This is a genomic window from Pseudomonas sp. PP3 (assembly GCF_905336995.1).
Taxonomy (GTDB): domain Bacteria; phylum Pseudomonadota; class Gammaproteobacteria; order Pseudomonadales; family Pseudomonadaceae; genus Aquipseudomonas; species Aquipseudomonas reinekei.
Map to the genome: position 1 here is coordinate 4480825 of NZ_HG995459.1, position 24533 is coordinate 4505357.

Below are 24533 nucleotides of genomic sequence, written 5' to 3' on the forward strand. Positions count from 1 at the left end.
CCTTCCAGATGTGAGCAAGACTAGCGGATTGACCGGTGTCACGTGGAAGAAATCCAATTTTTGCAGACGCAAGCTCCCTCGCCACAAAAGCGGATCAAGCACGGCCCCGCGATCAGCTAGAATGGCCACCTTGCCGTGACCGAGCCCGCCATGAAACCTGTATTGCCCCACGCCCAGCTCGACTGGGACGACCAGGGTCGTCCCTATTCGCGCCTGTTCGACGATGTGTATTTCTCCGATAAGTCGGGGCTGGACGAAACCCGCTACGTGTTCATCGAGCAGAACCGCCTGGCGGAACGCTTTGCCGCGTTGCCGCACGATGGCCGGCTGGTTATCGGCGAGACTGGGTTTGGTACCGGGCTGAATTTTCTGTGTGCATGGCAGGTGTTCGAGCAACACGCGCCGGCCGGTGCGCGGCTGCATTTTGTCAGTGTCGAAAAGTACCCCTTGAGCCCCGCCGACCTGCAACGCGCCCTGGCCCTGTGGCCCGAACTCAAAGTATTGGCCGATCAATTGCTGGCGCAATACGTGGCCATCCATCAAGGCTTTCAGCGGCTGACGCTGGCCAACGGTCGGGTGACCCTGACCTTGCTGATCGGCGATGCACTGGAGCAACTGCCGCAACTGGACGCGCAGATCGACGCCTGGTTTCTCGACGGGTTTGCCCCGGCGAAAAATCCTGACATGTGGACCGCCGAACTGTTCGTCGAACTGGCGCGACTGGCCGCCCCAGGCTCGACCATCAGCACGTTCACCAGCACCGGTTGGGTCCGGCGACTACTCAACGCCGCCGGTTTCAAGATGAAACGCACGCCGGGTATCGGCCATAAATGGGAGATCCTGCGCGGTGAGTTTCTGGGTTGGCCGCAGGAGGTTCCCGCGCCTTTGCCAGCCAAACCCTGGTTCGCCCGACCTGCACCGCTGGCCGGTGAACGCCGCGCACTGGTGATCGGCGCCGGACTGGCCGGTTGTGCCAGCGCGGCCAGCCTCGCGGCGCGGGGCTGGCAGGTGACCGTGCTCGAGCGCCACGCCGACATTGCCCAGGAAGCCTCCGGAAATCCGCAAGGCGTGCTTTACCTCAAGTTATCCGCTCACGGCACCGCGCTGTCGCAAATGATCGTCAGCGGTTTCGGTTACACCCGACGCCAACTCGAACACCTGCAACGCGGCACTGATTGGGACGATTGCGGCGTGCTGCAACTGGCGTTCAACGCCAAGGAAGGCGAACGTCAGGCGCAACTGGCCGAGGCGTTTCCTGCGGACCTGCTGCACCTGGTCGAGCAGCCCCAGGCCCAGGCGCTGGCGGGGATCGGCCTGGCGCACGGTGGTTTGTACTATCCCGAAGGTGGCTGGGTGCATCCTCCGGCGTTGTGCCAATGGCAGGCCGCGCACCCCGATATTCGAATACTGACGCATCACGATGCCGTGCAATTGCGCAAGGTCGATGACCAGTGGCAAGCCTGGGACGGCGAGCGCTTGCTCGCCAGCGCTCCGGTGGTGGTGCTGGCCGGTGCCGCCGAGATTCAGCGTTTTCCGGAAAGCGCCGGGCTGCCGCTCAAACGCATTCGCGGGCAAATCACCCGCCTGATGCAAACCCCACAAAGTCAGGCGTTGAGCACGGTGGTCTGCGCCGAAGGGTATGTCGCACCGGCGCGTCTGGGCGAGCACACACTGGGCGCGAGTTTCGACTTCAAGAGCGATGACCTGACCCCGACCACCGCTGAACACCTGGGCAACCTGGCCATGCTCGAAGAGATTTCCGAGGATCTGGTCAGCCGATTACGCATCGCCGAACTGGCCCCTGAAAGCCTCCAGGGGCGCGCCGCATTTCGCTGCACCAGCCCCGACTACCTGCCAATCGTCGGCCCGTTGGCGGACAGCCAGGCATTTACCCAGGCTTACGCCGCCCTGAGCAAGGACGCCCGGCAGGTGCCGAATATCGACTGCCCGTGGCTCGACGGTTTGTACGTCAACAGTGGTCATGGCTCACGTGGTTTGATCACCGCACCGCTGTCCGGAGAACTGCTGGCCGCCTGGCTGGATGATGAACCCTTGCCCCTGCCCAGAAGCGTGGCCGAAGCCTGTCACCCGAACCGGTTCGCACTGCGCAACCTGATCCGCCGCACCCACGCCTGACTCGCCCCTTGAAGGAGCTGGCTTGCTGGCGACAGGGCCTCAAACCCGGCGCCAAATCCATGGACGCCATCGCCAGCAAGCCAACGCCTACAGGTTGGGTGACCGTCGCCCAACCGGGAGGGCTAGCGCTCTTTATAACTTATCGGTCTAAAACTCCGGGGATTGAGCCGGGTCAGTTTCTGAGTACCCGCCGTTTTGGCGCGGTATCGTTTGCCCCTCCCCAACGGAAAAACCGGTAAGGAATTTATGTGCGGATTAGCTGGCGAGTTACGTTTTGATCATCAACCTGCAGACCTCGCGGCGGTTGAACGAATTACCCATCACCTGGCACCACGCGGCCCCGATGCCTGGGGTTTTCACAGCCAAGGGCCGATTGCCCTGGGCCACAGACGCCTGAAAATCATGGACCTGTCGGACGGCTCGGCGCAGCCGATGATCGACAACCAACTGGGCTTGTCCCTGGCCTTCAACGGCGCCATCTACAACTACCCCGAATTGCGTGCCGAGCTGGAAGCGCTCGGTTATGCCTTCTATTCCGGTGGCGACACCGAAGTGCTGCTCAAAGGCTTTCACGCCTGGGGTGAAGCGCTGCTGCCGAAACTCAACGGCATGTTCGCCTTCGCCATTTGGGAGCGTGATGCCCAACGCCTGTTCATCGCCCGCGACCGTCTCGGTGTAAAACCGCTGTACCTGTCGCGCACCGGCCAGCGCCTGCGCTTTGCCTCGGCGTTGCCGGCGCTGCTCAAGGGGGGCGACATCAACCCGATCCTTGACCCGGTGGCGCTCAATCATTATCTGAATTTTCATGCTGTGGTCCCGGCGCCACGTACGTTGCTGGCCGGCATCGAAAAACTGCCGCCCGCGACCTGGATGCGCATCGAGGCGGATGGCCGTACCGAGCAGAAAACCTGGTGGACCCTGCCCTACGGCCCACACGCTGATGAGATGAATCTGACACTCGAAGACTGGCGCGACCGTGTGCTCGACAGTACCCGCGAGGCCGTAGCGATCCGCCAACGAGCAGCGGTCGATGTTGGCGTGCTGCTTTCCGGCGGTGTCGATTCGAGCATGCTGGTGGGCTTGTTGCGTGAAGTCGGTGTTGAAAACCTGTCGACGTTTTCCATCGGCTTCCAGGATGCCGGTGGCGAGCGTGGCGACGAGTTCCAGTATTCGGACCTGATCGCCAGACACTACGGCACCCAACACCATCAACTGCGCATCGATGAAAAAGAGATCATCGAGCAACTGCCCGCCGCGTTCCGCGCGATGAGCGAGCCGATGGTCAGCCACGATTGCATCGCCTTCTATCTGCTGTCCCGGGAAGTGGCCAAGCATTGCAAAGTGGTGCAAAGCGGCCAGGGCGCCGATGAGCTGTTTGCCGGTTACCACTGGTACCCGCAGGTGGACGGCGCCAGCGATCCGTATGCGGCCTATCGCGAAGCGTTTTTCGACCGCAGCTACGACGACTACGCCGCCACCGTGCAGCCGAAATGGCTGACCGCCAATGACGCCGCCGGTGACTTCGTCAAAGCCCATTTCGCACAACCGGGTGCCGATGCAGCGGTGGACAAAGCCCTGCGCCTGGACAGTACGGTGATGCTGGTGGACGACCCGGTCAAACGCGTCGACAACATGACCATGGCCTGGGGCCTGGAAGCACGCACACCGTTTCTGGACTATCGCCTGGTGGAATTGTCGGCCCGAGTGCCGGGTAAATTCAAACTGCCGGACGGTGGCAAACAGGTGCTCAAGGAGGCCGCGCGACTCGTGATCCCGAGTGAAGTGATCGAACGCAAGAAAGGCTACTTCCCGGTGCCGGGTCTGAAGCATTTGCAGGGTGACACGCTGAACTGGGTGCGCGAATTGTTGCTCGACCCTAGCCAGGATCGCGGCCTGTTCAACCCGGCCATGCTCGACCGGCTGCTGACTGACCCGCAAGGGCAACTGACCCCGCTGCGCGGCTCCAAGCTGTGGCAACTGGCGGCCCTGAACCTGTGGCTCAGTGAACAAGGAATCTGATCGATGAAACCTCACGCCACGGCGTTCAGCCAACGCTTGTTACGCGGTCAGGCGCCCTCCTACGAACGCTTGCAGGCGCGCCTGGCCGAAGACGGCAGCGCACTGGGCGGCGAGCCGATTGCCGTGCATTGCGGCTGGGGCCGCCTGCTGATCGGTCATACCTTTGCCGATCCGGCCAGCCTCGCCAAGGAGCTGCTCAACGAGCAACCCGGCGAACGCGATATTGCGCTGTACGTCGCTGCCCCCCAACAAGTGCTGGGGCTGGAACCGACCCAATTGTTTCTCGACCCGTCCGACACCTTGCGCCTGTGGTTCAGCGACTATCGTCAGGCCACTCGGGTGTTTCGCGGCTTTCGTATCCGCCGCGCCCAGAGCGACGCTGACTGGAATGCGATCAACCAGCTGTACCAGGCACGCGGCATGCTGCCGATCGACGCTACTTTGCTGACCCCGCGACACCTTGGCGGCCCGGTGTACTGGCTGGCCGAAGACGAGGACAGCGGCGCGGTCATCGGCAGCGTCATGGGCCTCAATCATCACAAGGCATTCAACGATCCGGAGAACGGCAGCAGCCTCTGGTGCCTGGCGGTCGATCCGCACTGTTCGCGGCCTGGCGTCGGCGAAGTGCTGGTGCGGCATTTGATTGAGCACTTCATGAGCCGCGGGCTGAGTTACCTCGACTTGTCGGTGTTGCACGACAATCGCCAGGCGAAAAACCTTTACGCCAAGCTCGGCTTTCGCAACCTGTCGACATTCGCCATCAAGCGCAAGAACGGCATCAATCAGCCGTTGTTTCTCGGTCCGGGCCCCGAAGCCGAGTTCAACCCATACGCGCGGATCATCGTCGAAGAAGCGCATCGACGCGGCATCGATGTGCATGTCGATGATGCCGAGGCCGGCATGTTCACCCTCAGTCACGGCGGGCGGCGTGTTCGCTGCCGTGAATCGCTCAGCGACCTGACCAGCGCCATCAGCATGAGCCTGTGCCAGGACAAAAGCCTGACCCACAAAGTGCTCAAGGCCGCCGGTTTGAACTTGCCCGCACAACAACTGGCCGCAAATGCCGATGACAACCTGGCGTTCCTCGACGAATACCAACGTGTGGTGGTCAAACCGCTGGACGGTGAGCAAGGCCAGGGCGTGGCGGTGGATTTGCAGAGCATCGAAGAGGTCCAGCAGGCCATCGAGTCAGCCCGCCAGTTCGACAGTCGTGTGTTGTTGGAAAGCTTCCATGAAGGCCTCGACCTGCGCATTCTGGTGATCGGCTTTGAAGTGGTGGCGGCGGCCATTCGCCGGCCGGCGGAAGTGGTGGGTGATGGTCAGCATTCGATTGGCGCGCTGATCGAAGCCCAGAGCCGGCGTCGCCAGGCGGCCACCGACGGCGAAAGCAAAATCCCCCTGGACCATGAAACCCAGCGCACCCTGCACGCGGCCGGTTACGACTACAGCAGCATCCTGCCGGCGGGCGAACATCTGTTCGTGCGGCGTACGGCGAATCTGCATACCGGCGGCGTTCTCGAGGACGTCACCGCGATCCTGCACCCGACCCTGGTGGACGCTGCCGTACGAGCCGCTCGCGCGCTGGATATCCCGATGGTGGGCCTGGATCTGATGGTGGCTGCCGCCGATCAGCCGGAGTATGTGTTTATCGAAGCCAATGAACGCGCCGGGCTGGCCAACCACGAGCCGCAACCGACGGCTGAGCGTTTTGTGGATTTGTTGTTTCCGCATAGCCAGCCGGCAGCTTCCTAGTGATGTAGCGCCTGATCGGCAGGCCCGCTCCTCCAAGGTGACGCGCACCCATGCAGGAGCGAGCCTGCTCGCGATGGCGGCTCAACAGACGACAACGTTTTCACTCATCGAAACCATCGATGCTCTTCACTCATCAGGAGTTTCCATGACTATTAAATACCCCGAACCCGACCTCGCTTATCTGCAAAAAGTCCTGCTGGAAATGCTCGCCATTCCCAGCCCTACCGGGTTCACCGACACCATCGTGCGCTACGTCGCCGAACGCCTGGAAGAACTGGGCATTCCCTTTGAAATGACCCGTCGCGGCACCATCCGTGCCACCCTCAAGGGCAAGAAGAACAGCCCCGACCGCGCCGTTTCCGCCCACCTGGACACCATCGGTGCAGCCGTGCGGGCCATCAAGGATAACGGTCGTTTGACCCTGGCCCCGGTAGGTTGCTGGTCCAGCCGCTTTGCCGAGGGCAGCCGGGTGAGCCTGTTCACCGACAACGGTGTGATCCGTGGCAGCGTGTTGCCGTTGATGGCGTCCGGGCATGCCTTCAACACGGCCGTGGATGAAATGCCGATCAGTTGGGACCACATCGAATTGCGTCTGGATGCCTACTGCGCGACTCGCGCCGATTGCGATTCGCTGGGCATCAGCGTCGGCGATTTCGTCGCCTTCGACCCGCTGCCGGAGTTCACCGAAAGCGGTCACATCAGTGCCCGTCACCTCGACGACAAGGCCGGGGTCGCGGCACTGCTGGCGGCGCTGAAAGCCATCGTCGACAGTGGTGAGGAACTGCTGATCGACTGTCATCCCCTGTTCACCATCACCGAAGAAACCGGCAGCGGCGCCGCGGCGGCATTGCCGTGGGACGTCAGCGAATTCGTCGGCATCGACATCGCGCCAGTCGCCCCGGGCCAGCACTCCAGCGAACACGCGGTGAGCATCGCGATGCAGGACTCTGGCGGGCCTTACGACTACCACCTGTCGCGACACTTGCTGCGCCTGGCCAGCGATAACGACTTGCCCGTGCGCCGCGACCTGTTCCGCTACTACTTCAGCGATGCGCACTCGGCGGTCACCGCCGGCCATGACATCCGCACCGCCCTGCTCGCTTTCGGCTGCGACGCGACCCATGGCTACGAACGTACCCACATCGACAGCCTTGCAGCCCTGAGCCGCCTGCTTGGCGCCTACATCCTCAGCCCGCCGGTCTTCGCCAGCGACGCCCAACCTGCCACGGGATCACTGGATCGGTTCAGTCACCAGATCGAGCACGACACCCAGATGGAAAGCGATACGCGGGTGCCGTCGGTGGACAGCCTCGTAGGGCAGCGGTCGGATAGTTGATCACTGCATTTTTGTGGACTGATCTGGCGCCATCGCAAGCAGGCTCGCTCCCACAGGACTACGCGATTGACTGTGGGAGCGAGCCTGCTCGCGATGGCGATGGTGCCGTCAACGGAGGAGGCAGAACTAGCCGCACTCGCCCATTCGCCGTAGCATCGCCACATTGTTCACCCGAGGTGCCTATGCTCATCCCCCACGACCAACTTGAAGTCGACACCCTCACCCGCCTGATCGAGGATTTCGTGACCCGCGACGGCACCGACAATGGCGACGACACGCCGCTGGAAACCCGTGTTCTTCGGGTGCGCCAGGCATTGACCAAGGGCCAGGCATTGATCGTCTTCGACCCGGAAAGCGAACAGTGCCAGCTGATGCTCAAGCACGACGTGCCCAAACATCTATTCGACTGATTCTTTCTGTCGGGGCAGCTTGCGCTTGATGCGATCGTAAATCTCCGAACGATGCACACTGACGGTCTTCGGCGCCTCGATGCCGAAACGCACATTGTTGCCATTGACGGCGACAACGCGGATGGAAATGTCGTCACCGATGGAAATTTTTTCGCCCACAACGCGACTGAGTACAAGCATGGCCTTGGTCCTTTAAGGATTACCGAACCCTGAAGATGCCCGGCGCAGGTCGGGCCTTCAAGGCAGCAGCGGTAATCCAGACTGAACTTACAGCCCGCGACCAGAGTGCTGACGGAAACGTCTGACAAAGCTTGTAAAAGTACCGCCCGTTTTCAGGAGGCGGAAAAACGTGGTCCGAACAAGATGATGCTGGCGCCAATCACGCACAACGCCACGCCGATCCAGTCCGAGCCCAGCGGACGAATCCGTTCGACCACCGCCAGCCAGCCAATCGAGGCAATGATGTAAATGCCACCGTAGGCGGCATAGGCGCGACCGGCATAAGTCGACTCGATGCGGGTCAGCAACAGTGCGAACAAGGTCAGGCTAAGCAGCGCGGGCACAATCCACCAGGCGCTTTTACCTTGGCGCAACCACATCCAGAACGCGAAGCAACCGGCGATTTCGAACAGCGCGGCGAGGAAGAACCACAAATAGTTGAGCATGCGAACGTCTCGTGAGAGTGGCCGATGGCGGCCACCCTAACGATGCCGTCGCGCGCGGGCAAGTTCAGCCTGCGCTTTGTTTGGCCTTGGCGCGCATCTTGTCAGCCATGATCGTCATTTCGTTGTAGAGCAATTGCGGGTTCTTCTGTTTCAGTGCCCAAGCCATGCGGCCCTGCTCGTGGGGCAAAATCATGAACTCGCCGGCAGCGACCTGCTGATAGATGTAGTCGGCGATGTCAGCGGCGCTGATCGGCGAACTTTCCAGCAACTTGCCAACCTGGGCTTTCATCGCCGGGGTCGGGCCACGGAAAGAGTCGAGCAAGTTGGTCTGGAAGAAAGACGGGCATACCACATGCACGCCGACTTCCTGTTGAGCCAGTTCGATCAGCAGGCTTTCGGACAACGCCACCACGCCGGCCTTGGCCACGTTGTAGTTGCTCATGGCCGGGCCCTGCATCAACGCTGCCATCGACGCGATGTTGATGATCTTGCCTTTGCTCTTTTCCAGCAGCGGCAGGAAGGCCTTACAGCCCTTGACCACACCCATCAGGTTGATCGCGATCTGCCAGTCCCAGTCTTCCAGGGACAGTTCACTGAAGAACCCACCCGACGCCACGCCGGCGTTATTGACGATGACATCGATACCACCGAGCTTCACTTCGCAAGCCTGGGCAAACGCGGTCAGCTGGCTGTAATCGCGGACATCGCAACGCTGGATAAAACCGTCGCCGCCCGCTTCGCGCACCTGTTTCAGGGTTTCCTGCAGGCCGGGCTCACTGACGTCCGACAAGGCCAGTTGCCAGCCCTCACGCGCCCAGCGCAGCGCGATTTCGCGACCCAGGCCAGAGCCTGCGCCAGTGATCATCATGCGATTTTGCATAGCAAACAGCCTTGTTGTTCCGGGGAAGATGCGTCGAGTGTAGCGAAGGATATTGCCCGACCCACGCTCCATCAGATTGCTGAATGGCCCGAGCAAACCGGCGGAACGGATGGATAAACTAATACAACAAGAATTGGAATTGGCGTTGGTTCGAAAAACAGCAAAAAAACTTGGAATTATTTTTCGAGCGCGATGGTCGGAAGTTTTAAGCAGCTCGAATTAATGACATTCCCGCTGACTGATAACGGCAACGTCATTCCTGAACTCTTACAGCAAGGAAATAGACATGGGCACAATTCTTCTCGTCATTCTGATTTTGTTACTGATCGGTGGTCTGCCGGTCTTCCCGCACTCCAGAAGTTGGGGTTATGGCCCGTCCGGTATCATTGGCGTGGTGTTGGTGGTGATATTGATTCTGTTGTTACTCGGCAAAATATGAAGGTTTGAAAAGCAAAAAAAAGAGGCCCTTTTCAAGGGCCTCTTTTTTATTGCGTCACCGTTTAGTCCGGCGTGCCGTCGACAACACCGGCAGTGTTATCGATCAAGCTCTTGGTCGCCGTTTGCAGGAACGCCTCAAGCTTGGTTTTCAGTTCGGCGGTGCGCGGTGCATCCGGTACAACCTCGGCGTGCGGCTTGGCACCCAGTTCGTACTGGTACATTTTCGGCGCCATGTCCTTGTCCCGTGGTAGAACCAGAATTTGGTCTGCCGTGACGATGGCCGTGGTCTGTTCGCTGCCCGATGGCTTGATCACACCAAAACCGGTATCGCCTTCAGGCAGGTTGAGCAGGTCACGCCCCCAGCACTGATGACGCACTTCGCCACCGAGACGCCCCATGATGGTCGGTACGATGTCGATCTGCGTACCCACGGTGTGGTTCAGCGTGCCGAATTTTTCCTGGATGCCTGGTGCGATCAGCAGCATCGGCACGTTGAAACGACCCAGATCCATTTCGGTGATCTGCCGCTCGTTGCCGAAACCGTGGTCGCCAACCACAACAAACAGGGTTTCATTGAAGTACGGCTCCTTGCGGGCCTTCTCGAAGAACTGGCCCAACGCCCAGTCCGCGTAACGCATGGCGGTCAAGTGCTCGTTCAGGCTGCCACGATCGGTCACACGCTCGACCGGCAATGGCGTCGGCAAGGCGTAAGGGGTGTGGTTGGACAGGGTTTGCAACAAGGCATAGAACGGTTTCTTGTCCTTGCCGTCACGGGCCTTCAGTTCAACCAGACCACGGTCGAACATGTCCTGGTCGGACACGCCCCACGTCGGATCGGAGAACACCGGGTTAACGAAGTCGTTACGCCCGATGAAGTTGATCATGCCCTGGTTGCTGAAGAAACCCGACTGGTTGTCCCAGGCGAAATCACCGTTGTAGACGTACACGTCGTCGTAGTCACGGGCGCTGAGCAACTGTGGCAGGCCGGACAATTTGTGGCTGCCTTCCGGGGTCTGCATCAGGTACTCGAAGCCCGGCAGGTTCGGGAAGCACGCCATGGTGGCGAACATGCCCTGATGGGTGTGGGTACCGTTGGAGAAGAAACGGTCGAACAGCAGGCCTTCCTTCGACAGTTTGTCGAGGTACGGCGTGATGTTGCCCGAGGCGCCCAACGCACCGACCGAGTGTCCGGCCATGCTTTCCATCAGGATCACAACGACGTTCTTGATCGGCAGGGTCTTGTCGGCTGGCGGCGTGTAGTCACGACGTACTGCGGCGGTTTCGCCATCCACCAGCTTGTCGTCCTTCATCACCAGCATGTCGCGCACGGTCTGCTGCGCCATCGGTTGCGGCAACGTGGCTTTCCAGATGTTGTCGCGATCTTCGGACATCCGGCTCTTCGCCGCGGCTACCAGAGAAAGCGTGCCGTTCAGGCCCAGTTGGTTGGCGAAGTTGGAATCGGTGGTGTAGACATCACCCCAACGCATTGGCGGGCCCTGGCGCAAGGTGCCACGAGCGGCGACCACACAAATCAGCAGGCAGACCACGAAGACCATGATGCGTGCGTACCACGGTGCAACCTGGCGGGTACTGATGCTGCCGCCGCTGAACGGACCACGAGGACGGGTCGCTCGGTCTGCGCCCTTGAACGCCAGGCTCAGGAGCCAGGTGCCAACGGCCCAGGCCAGCAGGTAGCGGACCACCGGAAAACCGTACCAGAGCATGCTCATCACGGTTTTCGGATCTTCTTTCACATACTGGAAAACCAGTCCGTTGAGGCGCTGGTGGAACTCACGGTAGAAGTCCATCTCCATCAGGCCCAGGAACAACGCGATGCTGGACGCAATGGTCAGCCAAAAGCGAAAGAACCCGCGCGCAGCCATGGCCCGGGCGCTGAACAGTGCCAGGATCAACGGGATGCTGAGGTAGACCACCAGACGCAGGTCGAAACGCAGGCCGTTGGCGAACGCTTCGAAAAAGGTCGAGGCCGGTGTATCGAGGATCATTTCGCGGTTGTAGACCAGCAGCGCAAGGCGCAGGGCGGAAAACATCACCATCATCACGAAGGCACACAGCAGCGTGTAGGCCAGATGCGATTTGACGGTCGGTTGCAGCAGGCGACTCGAAGCTCGCTGCTGACTCAGGGCGTCCGGGATTGCCATGTCGTTTTAGGACCCATTGGAAGTTGAAGTTTCAAGATACAGCGGCGCCTTGCCCTCTATTGGCCATTACCCGGCCCCGGGGCTTGCGCGGTGCGCAAATGTTGCACGATCAACGGCGGCATTGCCATTGATTACTGTTGCCGATGCAAACGCGGGCGAATTGTCTTGTAGGCATTGTGAAAATTCTGTGCAACGCATATTTGGAAACAAAAGAAACAGGTTTGGACCCCAGGAGTTGGGGGCATCCAGGTGGCTGATTCCCTTTACGCGGGGACGATTACGCCGGGTTGGCCGCAAACAAAACGCCCCGAGCAAGTCGGGGCGCATTACCAGCAACCTCATCACTTCTCGGCGCGAGCCTTCAGATTTTTCAGCGTATTGAACGGCGCATCTACCACAAACTTGTTGGCAACCATCGAAGGAATACTGCCACCCGGCTCGGTGTGAACCTGATAAGTCACTTCAACCTGATCGCCCTTGGGCACGAACTTCCAGAAGCCTTCAACCTTGGTCACCCGCACAAACCCCTTTTCTTCGGGAGCGTACGTGGGCACGCCTTCAAGCTTGCGGGTCAGGCTGCCGTCGGCACCTTCAACGGTGGTGATGTGCAACACCGAGTCACGCGGGGTGACTGGCCATGGCGTATTGAATTGAGTGTAGGTCCAGCTCTGGTCACCTTCGTGCTTGAGCAACTTCTGGCTCTTGCACTCGTGGATCCAGGCACAGGCACCGGATACGTCTTCCTGCAGCGCGCGCAGCTTGGCCATGGTGGTTTTCATCAGGGTGACACCCTGGTAGGCCTTGTAGTCGGAACCCGCCACTTCACTCAAGGAAACCTTGATGCCGTCTTCGTTCTTGGCGACTTTCCAGTCTTCGGCCTGTGCAACCGAGGTGGCCAATACAGCCGTCAAACCACACAACACAGCGATACGATGCAGCGAACCCATCATGTTATTCCTTATTGTTGAAGTTCCGTTCGTTGACACATTACGCCGCCGTCATTTGCTCCCACCAGCCAATCAGCCTGATGGCTTCTTCACTGCTGCTGCCACACACCTCAACATCAGCCTCGAATGCCGAACACACGGCTGGACGCTCCGGTTGTCCGAAAATATTGCACAGATTCTCGGCAGACAATTGCAGGCAGCGTTCACCGGCGGCTTTGCCCTTAGGCATTCCGGGAATCGGCGAACTGATGGAAGGGGCAATGCAACAAGCGCCACAGCCCTCACGGCATTTCATGACGACAAGTACCTCACGACGAGCAATGTATTAAAGGACGGGGCACAGAGTAACCGCTAAAACAGTTGTTTTAAATTACCCGGCCATGGGTTTTTACCTGAACGGCGGCGTGACTGCCCAGTCTCCGACAAAGCGTCTGGCTCGCAGGTCATGAACTGCTGGGGGTTATTGCTTGAACTCGAACTCCAGCGCGGCGCCTTCGACTTCGCGGCGCTCTTCATTGCGCAATTGCAGCTGCATTTCGTTACTGATCAAGCGACCGTTGAGCTGAAACTGACTGCTTTTGTCACCGAACATTTGCGGCAACACAGGTTCGCGCTTGGGCAATGGCACCGTGCCGACCGGATCAAGCTCTTCAACCATGTCCTTGGGCAAGCTCAAATCCAGGTGGGTGGAAGGCAATTGGGTTTTCGCCACTTCACTGGCCGTTTTCGATTTCGAGGCGATGGGTGGACGCTTTTTAACCGCGGCAGGTTTCTTTTTAACCGGCACCGTTTGTTTGGTGGCTGCGGTTTTTTTCGAAGGCGTGCTTGCCGCCGGTTTTTCCTGAGCGGTAGCGGCCATCACAAATCCCGGCTGAGCACTGATTAACAGGCAGACCAAAAGCCAGGCAGCAGGAAAAATCGGTTTCATGGACCCAACGGCGCAAACGGCAGAGACGCCTATGCTCGCCTGTTGCAACCAACAAGACAAGCACGGCCAGTAACGCCATATTACTTGTTACAGCCCTCCGGCCATTTCCTGACAGAGCTGAGTGGCGAGCATGCCCAGCGTCATCAATGCACGCTCAGCCTCGCGGTTCCACGGGATACCGCAGTTGAGCCGGATACAGTGATTGAACTGCTCGGTGTTACTGAAAATCAGCCCCGGCGCGATACTGATGCCTTGCTGCAGCGCCCGCACATGCAATTCCTGGGTGTTGACCCGCCCTGGCAGACTCACCCACAAAATGAAACCGCCCGTCGGCCGCGTCATCTGCGTGCCTTCGGGGAAGTACTGTTGCACCGCGAGCTGGAAGGCACTGAGGTTCTTGCGATACTCCTGACGGATGTAGCGCAGGTGCCGGTCGTAACCGCCGTTTTCCAGATAGGCGGCAATGCCCATCTGCGTGACGCTGCAGGCTGAATGGGTACTGAAGGTCTGTAGCCGCTGAATTTCCTGCTGGAACTTGCCAGCGATCATCCAGCCAATGCGAACCCCCGGTGACAGGGTCTTGGAGAAACTCGAACAGTAGATAACCCGATCCAGCCGGTCATAGGCCTTGAGGGATTTGGTGCGCCCCTGCTCGAACATCAGCTCGCCGTAGATATCATCCTCGACGATCTGAATATCGAAGTCCGATGCCAGGCGAAGCAGCTGCTTTTGCCGCTCTTCGGGCATGGTGCCGCCCAACGGATTACTCAAGCGAGTGGTCAGCACCAGTGCCTTGATCGACCATTGGTTGGCCGCCAGTTGCAGGGCTTCGAGGCTCATGCCGGTGGACGGGTCACTAGGGATTTCGATGACTTTGAGGCCCAGCAAATCGGCCAGTTGCAGCAAACCGTAGTAAGTCGGCGACTCGGCGGCGATCAGATCGCCAGGCCGGGTCAGCACCCGCAGCGACATCTGCAAGGCGTCGACACAACCGTGGGTGATGACCACTTCCGAAGGATCGACCACGACACCGGCATCGCGCATGCGGATCGCCACTTGTCGGCGCAGCGGTTCGAAACCGGGGCTGAACATGTAGCTGAACGCACGGGGACTATGGAAACGGGTGACTTTGGCCAATTGCTGATGCAACGCCCGCACCGGCAAATAGTCGACGCTTGGCACAGCAGCCCCCAACGGGAACACACCTTCGCGGCGCGACTCGACCAGCACCTGCTGGATGATGCTGCTGCGCGTGACCAGGCCCGGACGCTCGACCCTGGCGATGTCCGGCGTCGGCGCTGTCAGGGCCGGCGTCTGGTGCACGTAGTAACCGGACTGTGGCCGGGCGCGAATCAGACCCTGATCTTCCAGGTTGGCATACGCCTGCAAAACCGTGGCATGGCTGACATTGAGCTGCGAACTCATCTTGCGCACCGAAGGCACGCGCTCGCCCGGTTGATAGACACCACGACGGATGTCCTCGGCCAGTTGCTGAGCAATACGTTGATAAAGCAAGAGATTGGTCATGACGCAGCACTCGATTTCACGGGCGTTTTATTCTTGTGTGAAACAATACCGGAACAGTTTGGAAGTGTACTGGGACAGTTGTCACAATAGTCGACAGTACAGTGCAGTGTCAGCAAAAACTGTACTGTTTTTGCTGGGTATTCGGCAGGCACAAAAAAACCCGGCGCTGTCTGGCAGGCCGGGTTTTGTAAGAGTGCAGAGTTTCAGCGGAAAGCGCCCTTAGCGGGCGGCGCCGAGCTGGCCTTTTTCGTCGGAGAAGACGATTTCCACGCGGCGGTTCTGCGCACGTCCACGCTCGGAAGCGTTGGCGTCCACCGGGTATTCGTCGCCATAACCTTCGACCTGAATGCGTTTGTCTTCGATGCCCAGGTCCATCAGCACGTCCGCCACCGATTGCGCACGGTCACGGGACAGTTTGAGGTTTTCCTGCTTGCCGCCGGTGCTGTCGGCGTAGCCTTCGATTCGCACCACACGCTTGGGGTTGAGCTGCAGGAACTGCACGATCTTCAATACCACGCGGTTGGCCGAGCTTTTCAGCTCCGCTTCACCGGTATCGAACAGCACATCGCCCAAGGTCATCACCAAGCCGCGATCAGTCTGCGTCGTCGCCAACTCCACGATCTGCTCTTCGAGCCATTTACCCTGTTGCTGCACGCTGAGCAGCTTGGATTCGCGCAAGGCCAGTTGCAGGCGCTGACGCTCCAGTTCGAGCTTGGCTGCACGCTCTTCGTTGAGCACCTGATTGGTGTGCTCCCGAGCGATCTCACTGTAGCGCTGGCTCAGATAGGCGTACTGCAACACGTCCGAACCACTGCCCCAGTAAGTGGACAAGCGGTCGGCCCGAGCCAGGGACTCACCGGCACGAATCACATCCTTGGGCGCGATACGCAGCACATTGGAATCTTCCTTGACCTTCTGGAAGTCGGCACTTGCCTGCTGCAACGCCGCCTCGCTGTGTTGGCCGGCGCAACCATAGAGGCTGGCGCAACCGGCCAGGATCAAACCACCGAGCACTTTGGACTTGAGATTCATTGGGCATCTCCCAACTGCTTGCGCAGACGGGCGATGCGGGTGTTGAGAACGTTCAACTGTTCCTCGCTCTTGAGGGTCAGGACCCGGGCTTCAGCCAGACGCGCGTCCAGCTCGGCCTGCTCGGCCCGCATCCGCGCATTCTTGTAAGACTGGTCGGCCATGCTGCCTTTGGCCCGCTTGAACTTGTCTTCGGCCAGTTTCATTTCCGGCACTTCATCGGCAGTGGCGCCAACAGCCTTGGCTTGTTCGAGTGCCTGTTCGGTCAGGCGCATTTGTTCATTCGGCGCCGGATCGGCTGCACAACCCGCCAGAGCCAGAACGGCCAGGGCAGCGAAAAGAGGTCGAATACTCACTAAAAATCCCTACTGTTTTGGGGCACTGACAGGTTCTTTCTGTTGCGCATTCCAACGCTCGATATTGCGTTGCAGCACAGCCTCCGTCAGTCCGGACGCGGGCAATTCTGTCATCTTTTTGGCCAGCTGTCCGCGCAACCAGGGGTCGTTGCATGCCGAGTTATGGGAAACCGCCAGAAACAGCCCCGGCCTGTCGACCGGTTGCACACGGGCGATCAAGTCGTTGGCCATGCCCAGTGTCTGCGCCATCGCCATGCCGGAGTAGCGTCCGGCGAGAACAAATTCCACCTCGCCCAAGAGCAATTTCTGAAAGGCCTGGGTCAGATTGGGTGTACGGGTGAGGGTCAATTTCTGTTCGGCATATGTGCCGAATGCAGAGGTTAATCGAGACTTTTCCGACAAAGCGCCGGGGTGGCCCTGCAGATCCTGCACATCGTTGTAAACCAGTGGCGAGTCTTTGCGGGTCCAGACCAGATAATCGTTTTCCAGCAACGGTGGATGAATGTAATCCAGGGACTCGAGCTCACTGACCGTCAAGGGCGCGTCAGCCAGCATGTCCATGCGTCCGCTGCGCACCTCGTCCAGAGCCTGAGAGCGTTTGCCGGCGTAAAGCAGTTCGACCTTGATGCCCAACTGCCCTGCCACTTGCTCCAACAAATCGGCACTGGCGCCGATCAGATGCTTGGGGTTTTGCGGGTCTTGCCACAGGTATGGCGGCGCGTCGGGGCTGCCGGTTACCACCAGGCGTTCGCACTTGCCTGCGGCGGCGCAAAGCCCCGGTAACAGCGTCAACCCCAGCAAACTCCACACAACACGCAAATCCATGGCGTTACACTCCACTCAAACCCCGTTATATCTCCCTGTAGTTGCCGGCTTGCTGGCGATGGCATGATTGCGGTGTTCCAGATGAACCGCAGGGATGCCATCACCAGCAAGCCGAATCCTACAGACAAGCAAAAAAAAGCCCGACCAAAAGGTCGGGCTCTTTATAAGTGAAGCAGCCGGATTAGACCAGCTTCTCCAGCTCAGGGATGGCTTCGAACAGGTCCGCCACCAGGCCGTAATCGGCCACCTGGAAGATTGGCGCTTCTTCGTCCTTGTTGATCGCAACGATCACTTTGGAGTCTTTCATGCCGGCCAGGTGCTGGATCGCGCCGGAGATACCGACGGCGATGTACAGCTGTGGAGCAACGATCTTGCCGGTCTGACCGACCTGCATGTCGTTCGGTACAAAACCTGCGTCGACCGCGGCGCGCGAAGCACCCACGGCAGCACCCAGCTTGTCGGCCAGGGCGTACAGGTGTTTGAAGTTGTCGCCGTTCTGCATGCCGCGCCCGCCCGAAACGACGATCTTGGCAGCAGTCAGTTCCGGACGATCGGACTTGGCCAGTTCTTCGCCGACGAAGCTGGAGATGCCAGCGTCGTGAGCAGCAGCAACGGCTTCAACGGCAGCCGAACCACCTTCAGCAGCAACCGGGTCGAAACCGGTGGCACGCACGGTGATCACTTTCACCGCAGCGTTCGATTGAACGGTAGCGATGGCGTTACCGGCGTAGATCGGACGCTTGAAGGTGTCGGCGCTTTCTACCGAGATGATCTCGGAGATCTGGTCAACGTCCAGTGCAGCGGCAACGCGCGGCAGGATGTTTTTGCCGTTGGAAGTAGCGGCAGCCAGGATGTGGCTGTAGCCCTTGCCCAGTTCAGCGACCAGAGGCGCAACGTTTTCCGGCAGCTGGTGAGCGTAGGCAGCGTTGTCGGCAACCAGCACTTTAGCCACGCCAGCCACTTTCGCAGCGGCTTCAGCCACGGCGCCAGCGCCCTGGCCTGCAACCAGAACGTGGATGTCACCGCCGATTTTGGCAGCAGCAGCCACGGTGTTCAGCGTGGCCGGAGCCAGCACTTTGTTGTCGTGTTCAGCAATAACCAAGATAGTCATTTAGATTACCTTCGCTTCGTTTTTCAGTTTCTCGACCAGTTCAGCCACCGACTTGACCTTGATACCCGCGCTGCGTGCAGCAGGCGCTTCGACTTTTACGGTCTTGTTGGTGGAGGCGGTGGAAACGCCCAAAGCGTCCGGAGTCAGCACTTCGAGAGGCTTCTTCTTGGCTTTCATGATGTTTGGCAGAGACGCGTAGCGTGGCTCGTTCAAACGCAGGTCGGTGGTGACGATGGCCGGCAGTTTCAGGGAAACCGTCTGCGCGCCGCCGTCGATTTCGCGGGTGACAGCAACGCTGTCGCCGCTGATTTCGACTTTCGAAGCGAACGTGCCCTGACCGTAGCCGCTCAATGCAGCGAGCATCTGGCCAGTCTGGTTGTTGTCGCTGTCGATGGCTTGTTTGCCAAGGATCACCAGCTGTGGCTGTTCCTTGTCGACAACAGCTTTCAACAGTTTGGCAACAGCCAGGGAAGTCAGATCTTCGGCGGATTCGACGAGGATGGCGCGATCGGCACCCAGAGCCAGCGCGGTGCGCAGTTGCTCTTGAGCGGTGGTCGGGCCGATGGAGACGACGACGATTTCAGTCGCAACACCTTTCTCTTTCAGGCGTACGGCTTCTTCCACTGCGATCTCGCAGAACGGGTTCATCGACATCTTGACGTTGGCAAGATCGACGCCGGAATTGTCCGCCTTGACGCGGACCTTGACGTTGTAATCCACAACGCGTTTGACAGCTACAAGAACCTTCATGGATTCCTCGTTACTCTCCGGTGAAAAGAAAGTCGCCTAGGCGAACCTGGCGGTTGATGCTCATCGGGCGCAAGGGCACCTCCAAAAACGCCGGCAAAAGTGTCAAGTGAGCTTCGCTCATGATGTTGATGACCGTTCGTCAGGAGTGACTGACGAGTCATTCAATATCGCGGCGTGTAAACTGCGCGCCAAATCGTCGTGGCGCATCACTTGCTACTGCCATCGCCCTGTCTTTAGAGGTGCTCTTGAAACCAACAGTCAGCCTACGGCGAGCGCAAAACCGCCCGTATCTTGACCGGAACACCTATTCCGGTCAATACGGCAAAATAGCCGTTCATAAGCCGCGTGACTTTGATTTCTCTGGCTTTGAGCCAATTCAAACAAACGTTTGTATTGGACCCTGAGAGTGGTGTAGATATAATGCGCCACCCAAAGAGAAAGGTGGTCACTCGATTGTCCTCTCCCGACCTTGCGCCGGGATTCAAGGATGCGACACCTAACCTCCAAAATTAGAAAAAAACTGTTGAGCCTTGAGTAGGAGATAGCCTGTGGAACGCGAATACATGGAATTCGACGTGGTCATCGTCGGTGCCGGCCCCGCTGGTCTTTCCGCCGCCTGCCGCTTGAAGCAGAAGGCTGCTGAAGCCGGTAAGGAAATCAGCGTCTGCGTGGTCGAAAAAGGCTCCGAAGTCGGTGCTCACATCTTGTCCGGTGCCGTGTTTGAACCACGCGCCCTGAACGAACTGTTCCCGGACTGGAAGGAACTCGGCGCGCCGCTGAACACGCCCGTCACCCGCGATGACATCTTCGTGCTCAAGAACGCCGAAAGCGCGCAGAAGATTCCTGACTTCTTTGTGCCCAAGACCATGCACAACGAAGGCAACTACATCATTTCCCTGGGCAACCTGTGCCGCTGGCTGGCCCAGCAGGCCGAGAACCTGGGCGTAGAAATCTACCCAGGCTTCGCCGCCCAGGAAGCGCTGTTCGACGAAAACGGTATCGTTCGCGGGATCATCACCGGTGATCTGGGCGTTGACCGCGAAGGCAATCCGAAAGAAGGCCTGTACACCCCGGGCATGGAACTGCGTGGCAAATACACGCTGTTCGCCGAAGGCTGCCGTGGCCACATCGGCAAGCAACTGATCAAGCGCTTCAACCTGGACACTGACGCCGATGCCCAGCACTACGGCATCGGTCTGAAAGAAATCTGGGAAGTCGACCCGGCCAAGCACCAGCCAGGCCTGGTAGTCCACACCGCCGGTTGGCCGATGGACATCATGGGCACCGAGAACACCGGTGGCTCGTTCCTCTATCACCTGGAAAACAATCAGGTCGTAGTGGGCCTGATCGTCGACCTCTCCTACAGCAACACCTATCTCTCACCGTTCGACGAGTTCCAGCGCCTCAAGCATCACCCGGTGCTCAAGCAGTATCTGGAAGGCGGCAAGCGCATCAGCTACGGCGCACGTGCCATCTGCAAGGGCGGCCTGAACTCGCTGCCGAAAATGGTCTTCAAGGGCGGCGCGCTGATCGGTTGCGACCTCGGTACCCTGAACTTCGCCAAGATCAAAGGCAGCCACACGGCAATGAAGTCCGGCATGCTCGCTGCGGAATCCGTGGCTGACGCACTGTTCGCCGACAAGGACGGCAGCGAAGAACTGACCAGCTACGTCGACGCGTTCAAGAACAGCTGGCTGCACGAAGAACTGTTCGCCAGCCGCAACTTCGGCCCGGCGATCCACAAGTTCGGCGCGATCGTGGGTGGTGGTTTCAACTGGCTCGACCAGAACATCTTCGGCGGCAAACTGCCGTTCACCCTGCACGACACCAAGCCGGATTACGCTTGCCTGAAGCTGGCCGCCGACTGCAAGAAGATCGACTACCCGAAACCGGACGGCAAGATCAGCTTCGACAAACTGAGCTCGGTGTTCATCTCCGGTACCAACCATGAAGAAGAGCAGCCGTGCCACCTGAAGCTGACCGATCCGAGCATCCCGATCAGCAAGAACCTGCCGCTGTACGATGAACCTGCCCAGCGTTATTGCCCGGCCGGCGTGTACGAAGTGATCACCAAGGAAGACGGCGAGAAGCGCTTCCAGATCAACGCCCAGAACTGCGTTCATTGCAAGACCTGCGATATCAAGGATCCTGCACAGAACATCACCTGGGTGACGCCGGAAGGCGCTGGCGGCCCGACTTACCCGAACATGTAAGCCGAACCGCTGAACATCAAGGCTCCCGAATGGGGGCCTTTTTGTTGCCTGCATATAAACACCTGCCACAGGGCTTCGTTTCGGGATCAGGCGGCGCGTTCTTCTCCGGGGCTGCGCTCGAAGTAGCGTTTGTACTCGCGACTGAACTGCGACGTGCTCTGATACCCCACCCTGTGCGCCACTTGCGCCACACCCAACCCCTCGCTCACAAGCAACTGCTGTGCCCGAAGCAAACGCAATCGCTTCAGATACTGCACCGGTGACAGCAACGTACTGCGCTTGAAATGCTCATGAAACGTCGACGCACTCATGTTCGCGCAACTGGCCAAAGTCTCGACATTCAAGGGTTCGGTGTAGTGCGCATGCAGATGACTGAGCGATGCCGCGATCCGGGCGAATTGCCCCTGCTGCTCCACCAGTGCCCGCAACACATCGGCTTGAGGACCGCGCAAGGCGACGAACAACAATTCGCGCAACCGCGCTTGTCCCATGATCTGGCATTCCAGCGGATCGTGCAGGCAACGCAGTAACCGCTCAACACAACCCCGCATGGCATCGTCAAGCACCGCCGAGGTCATGGACTCAGGCGTTTGAGCCGGAATATGCCGCCCCGGCACTAACCCCATCGCCATCACCAACTCGCCCAGCATCACCCGGTCGATGGCGACGGAAACGCCCAACATCGGCCCGTTCGGTGCGGCAAAGGTTTCACACTCGAACGGCACTGGCAGCGCCTGAATCAGATAGTGCCCGGCGCCATATTCCAGGGTACGAGGCCCGAGATACGCCAGTTTGCTGCCTTGGGCGATGATCACCAGGCTCGGCTCATAAATCTGCGGTCCACGGGCCACGTCACAGGTGGCACGCAAAACCTGTACGCCCGGTAGTGCAGTCGGGACGAAGCCGTCGCGGGACGACAAAGGCTCGATCAACGAAACCAGCGCGGCGTTGGCATCAAGATGACGGGTTAACAGCATCGGAGTTCTTCGCAAAAAAAGTCACGGAAAAAGGGATGAAAGCATCATCGCAGATCCGCTGGCCAATTCGATGGCTGCCCCCCGCATGCCGGAGGATTAGGCATGACACCCGGAGGAATCGTCATTTGCGACACAGGTCTCGGCGCCCAGAATGCGCCACCTCACCTGTCAAAGCTTTTGCGAGGTTCACCATGTACACCGCCATCGGATATGCCGCCCAATCGGCCACCACCCCCCTCGCCCCAGTGAAATTCGAACGGCGCAGCCCACGGGCCGACGACGTGGCCATCGAGATTCTCTACTGCGGCGTCTGCCACTCCGACATCCATCAGGCCCGCAACGAATGGGGCATTGCCGTTTATCCGCTGATGCCTGGCCACGAAATCGTCGGAAAAGTTACCGACGTGGGTGCGAATGTCACCCAGCACAAAGTCGGCGATTTGGTTGGCGTTGGCTGCATGGTCGATTCCTGCCGTAGCTGCGAAGCCTGCCAGGCCAACCTCGAGCAATACTGCCTCGAAGGCCCGACCATGACTTACGCCACCCCGGACCGCGTGGATGGCAGCAACACCATGGGCGGTTACTCCGACAGCATCGTGGTCAGCGAGCACTTCGTGGTGCGCATCCCCGAGAAACTCGATCCGGCCAGTGCCGCGCCGATCCTGTGCGCCGGCATCACCACCTACTCGCCGCTCAAGCACTACGGCGTGAAGGCCGGTGACAAAGTCGGGATTCTCGGCATGGGTGGCCTGGGCCATATGGGCATCAAGTTCGCCAAGGCGATGGGCGCTGAAGTGACGCTGTTCACCCGATCGGCTAGCAAGGCTGAAGAAGCTCGCCACCAAGGTGCGGACCACGTCATCGTCTCCACCGATGCCGAACAGATGAAAGCCGCTGCCGGGCATTTCGACTTCCTGCTCGACACCATTCCGGTGCAACACGACCTCAATCCCTACCTCGATACCCTGCGCTTCGACGGCGTGCACATTCTGGTGGGGCTGATCGAGCCGGTAGAGCCACCGGTACACGCTGGCAAACTGGTGATGAGCCGCCGCGTACTGGCCGGCTCCTTGATCGGCGGCATCGCCGAAACCCAGGAAGTTCTGGATTTCTGCGCCGAACACAACATCTCCTGCGACATCGAGATGCTCGACATCCGCCAGATCAACGAGGCTTACACGCGCATGATCGCCGGTGACGTGAAGTACCGCTTCGTCATCGACATGGCGACCCTCAAGGTTTAAACCTTGAGGCCAAGCTCCGCCGACAGCCGGGCTGTGACCCCTTTGATCAGGGGAATCAGCTCGGCCATTTTTTCCAGCGGCATATAAGGCACGGTGCTGGCGATGCTGATCGCGGCGACGATGCGTTTGCTGGCATCACGGATCGGCGCCGCCACGCAGCGGATCGACGGTTCGTTGTCTTCCAGGTCGAAGGCATAACCGCCGGCCACGTACTCAATCATGCGCTGCTGAAATTGCTCCCAGGACTGCTCCGGGTGCTGCGGCCAGAACTGATTTTTCCCACCCGCCGGCAGGCTGACTTCGTACAGCCGTTGCCACTCTTGCGGCGTGTCATCGAGCATCAGCGCCTTGCCGATCCCGGTGCGCGCCAACGGCATGCGATGGCCGACCCGCGAACGCATTTCCGGGCCATTGCGCCCCGGATTCTTGTGCAGGTACAGCACCTCGTCGCCTTCACGGATCGCCAGATGAATGGTGTCGCCGGTCAATGCCGACAACTCATCCAGATACGGCCCGGCGAGCGTCACCAATGGCAACTCTTCACGCGCCTGGAATCCCAGTTCGATCAGCTTCGGCCCCAGCAGATAACCCACTTGCGGCACCACTCGCAGATAACGCTCGTCCACCAGGCAACTGGCCAGACGATGGGTGGTGCTGCGCGTGGTGCCGATCAGCCGGGCGATTTCCTTGAGATCGCGGGCACCGCTGGCCACAGCCTGGACCACACCCAAACCGCGAAGCAGTGTCTGAGTGCCGGTCGGTGCGGCGTCCTTGGCGATTTTTGGGGCGTCTTCCTGCATATCCAGCCTTTACCGTTGAGCGAGTGAA

23 protein-coding genes are annotated in these 24533 nt (G+C 59.6%); 8 read left to right on the plus strand and 15 right to left on the minus strand.

What is annotated here, in order from left to right:
* The first annotated feature begins 150 nt into the window (after positions 1–150).
* The 5 genes from mnmC to KHO07_RS20455 all read left to right on the plus strand — a co-directional run bounded on the left by mnmC (position 151) and on the right by KHO07_RS20455 (position 7653).
* Complete coding sequence (gene mnmC, locus KHO07_RS20435) at positions 151–2136, plus strand: bifunctional tRNA (5-methylaminomethyl-2-thiouridine)(34)-methyltransferase MnmD/FAD-dependent 5-carboxymethylaminomethyl-2-thiouridine(34) oxidoreductase MnmC (RefSeq protein WP_212625342.1); 1986 nt, start codon at positions 151–153, stop codon at positions 2134–2136.
* Between the two features lie 246 nt (positions 2137–2382).
* Positions 2383–4155, plus strand: a complete 1773-nt coding sequence (locus KHO07_RS20440) for an N-acetylglutaminylglutamine amidotransferase (protein WP_212625343.1) — start codon at positions 2383–2385, stop codon at positions 4153–4155.
* Between the two features lie 3 nt (positions 4156–4158).
* Positions 4159–5907, plus strand: a complete 1749-nt coding sequence (ngg, locus tag KHO07_RS20445; RefSeq protein ID WP_150732376.1) for an N-acetylglutaminylglutamine synthetase — start codon at positions 4159–4161, stop codon at positions 5905–5907.
* A gap of 145 nt (positions 5908–6052) precedes the next feature.
* The gene (locus tag KHO07_RS20450; protein WP_212625344.1) at positions 6053–7243 is read left to right on the plus strand and encodes an osmoprotectant NAGGN system M42 family peptidase; all 1191 of its coding nucleotides are present in this window, start codon (positions 6053–6055) and stop codon (positions 7241–7243) included.
* A 182-nt stretch (positions 7244–7425) separates the two neighbouring features.
* Positions 7426–7653, plus strand: coding sequence for a YheU family protein (locus KHO07_RS20455; RefSeq protein WP_003199186.1), 228 nt, complete (start codon positions 7426–7428; stop codon positions 7651–7653).
* On the opposite strand, the gene csrA is transcribed toward KHO07_RS20455, so the two are convergent.
* From csrA to KHO07_RS20470, 3 genes are all read right to left on the minus strand, one after another.
* A complete protein-coding gene (csrA, locus tag KHO07_RS20460) occupies positions 7642–7833 on the minus strand; it encodes a carbon storage regulator CsrA (RefSeq protein ID WP_150732374.1) in 192 nt (63 codons plus the stop codon). The two genes, KHO07_RS20455 and csrA, sit on opposite strands and share 12 nt — an antisense overlap.
* A gap of 152 nt (positions 7834–7985) precedes the next feature.
* Entirely contained in the window at positions 7986–8318 is a 333-nt protein-coding gene (locus KHO07_RS20465) for a YnfA family protein (protein ID WP_075947372.1), read from the minus strand.
* 64 nt (positions 8319–8382) lie between these two features.
* Entirely contained in the window at positions 8383–9198 is an 816-nt protein-coding gene (locus KHO07_RS20470; RefSeq protein WP_075947373.1) for an SDR family oxidoreductase, read from the minus strand.
* A gap of 280 nt (positions 9199–9478) precedes the next feature.
* On the opposite strand from KHO07_RS20470, the gene KHO07_RS20475 reads away from it, so the two are divergent.
* Entirely contained in the window at positions 9479–9637 is a 159-nt protein-coding gene (locus tag KHO07_RS20475) for a DUF3309 family protein (protein WP_173668865.1), read from the plus strand.
* A gap of 61 nt (positions 9638–9698) precedes the next feature.
* Here the strand turns inward: KHO07_RS20475 and KHO07_RS20480 are convergent, their stop codons facing one another.
* The 10 genes from KHO07_RS20480 to KHO07_RS20525 form a co-directional block, all read right to left on the minus strand.
* A complete protein-coding gene (locus KHO07_RS20480) occupies positions 9699–11798 on the minus strand; it encodes an LTA synthase family protein (RefSeq protein ID WP_212625345.1) in 2100 nt (699 codons plus the stop codon).
* Positions 11799–12139: 341 nt separating this feature from the next.
* Positions 12140–12745 carry an START domain-containing protein gene (locus KHO07_RS20485; RefSeq protein WP_150732370.1) on the minus strand — a complete coding sequence of 202 codons (606 nt, stop codon included), beginning with the start codon at positions 12743–12745 and terminating at the stop codon, positions 12140–12142.
* A gap of 40 nt (positions 12746–12785) precedes the next feature.
* Positions 12786–13040: a YkgJ family cysteine cluster protein gene (locus tag KHO07_RS20490; RefSeq protein WP_212625346.1), complete on the minus strand. Its 255-nt coding sequence runs from the start codon at positions 13038–13040 to the stop codon at positions 12786–12788.
* Between the two features lie 165 nt (positions 13041–13205).
* Entirely contained in the window at positions 13206–13673 is a 468-nt protein-coding gene (locus tag KHO07_RS20495) for a translation initiation factor 2 (protein ID WP_212625347.1), read from the minus strand.
* 87 nt (positions 13674–13760) lie between these two features.
* Positions 13761–15200 (minus strand): PLP-dependent aminotransferase family protein, encoded by a 1440-nt coding sequence (locus tag KHO07_RS20500; protein ID WP_075947379.1) that lies wholly within the window; start codon positions 15198–15200, stop codon positions 13761–13763.
* A 219-nt stretch (positions 15201–15419) separates the two neighbouring features.
* Positions 15420–16232 (minus strand): OmpA family protein, encoded by an 813-nt coding sequence (locus KHO07_RS20505; protein WP_212625348.1) that lies wholly within the window; start codon positions 16230–16232, stop codon positions 15420–15422.
* The gene (locus KHO07_RS20510; RefSeq protein WP_075947381.1) at positions 16229–16585 is read right to left on the minus strand and encodes a DUF4398 domain-containing protein; all 357 of its coding nucleotides are present in this window, start codon (positions 16583–16585) and stop codon (positions 16229–16231) included. The genes KHO07_RS20505 and KHO07_RS20510 overlap by 4 nt, the downstream gene beginning before the upstream one ends.
* A gap of 9 nt (positions 16586–16594) precedes the next feature.
* The gene (locus tag KHO07_RS20515; RefSeq protein ID WP_212625349.1) at positions 16595–17410 is read right to left on the minus strand and encodes a transporter substrate-binding domain-containing protein; all 816 of its coding nucleotides are present in this window, start codon (positions 17408–17410) and stop codon (positions 16595–16597) included.
* Positions 17411–17591: 181 nt separating this feature from the next.
* Entirely contained in the window at positions 17592–18521 is a 930-nt protein-coding gene (locus KHO07_RS20520) for an FAD-binding protein (RefSeq protein ID WP_056727194.1), read from the minus strand.
* Positions 18522–19271, minus strand: a complete 750-nt coding sequence (locus KHO07_RS20525) for an electron transfer flavoprotein subunit beta/FixA family protein (protein ID WP_075947384.1) — start codon at positions 19269–19271, stop codon at positions 18522–18524.
* A 548-nt stretch (positions 19272–19819) separates the two neighbouring features.
* Between KHO07_RS20525 and KHO07_RS20530 the strand changes: the two genes are divergently transcribed.
* Positions 19820–21484, plus strand: a complete 1665-nt coding sequence (locus KHO07_RS20530; protein ID WP_150732365.1) for an electron transfer flavoprotein-ubiquinone oxidoreductase — start codon at positions 19820–19822, stop codon at positions 21482–21484.
* Between the two features lie 86 nt (positions 21485–21570).
* On the opposite strand, the gene KHO07_RS20535 is transcribed toward KHO07_RS20530, so the two are convergent.
* A complete protein-coding gene (locus tag KHO07_RS20535) occupies positions 21571–22461 on the minus strand; it encodes an AraC family transcriptional regulator (protein ID WP_150732364.1) in 891 nt (296 codons plus the stop codon).
* Between the two features lie 191 nt (positions 22462–22652).
* On the opposite strand from KHO07_RS20535, the gene KHO07_RS20540 reads away from it, so the two are divergent.
* Entirely contained in the window at positions 22653–23705 is a 1053-nt protein-coding gene (locus KHO07_RS20540; RefSeq protein WP_212625350.1) for an NAD(P)-dependent alcohol dehydrogenase, read from the plus strand.
* Here KHO07_RS20540 and KHO07_RS20545 read toward each other — a convergent pair.
* Positions 23702–24505, minus strand: coding sequence for an IclR family transcriptional regulator (locus tag KHO07_RS20545; protein ID WP_150732362.1), 804 nt, complete (start codon positions 24503–24505; stop codon positions 23702–23704). The genes KHO07_RS20540 and KHO07_RS20545 overlap by 4 nt on opposite strands.
* Positions 24506–24533: the final 28 nt, after the last annotated feature.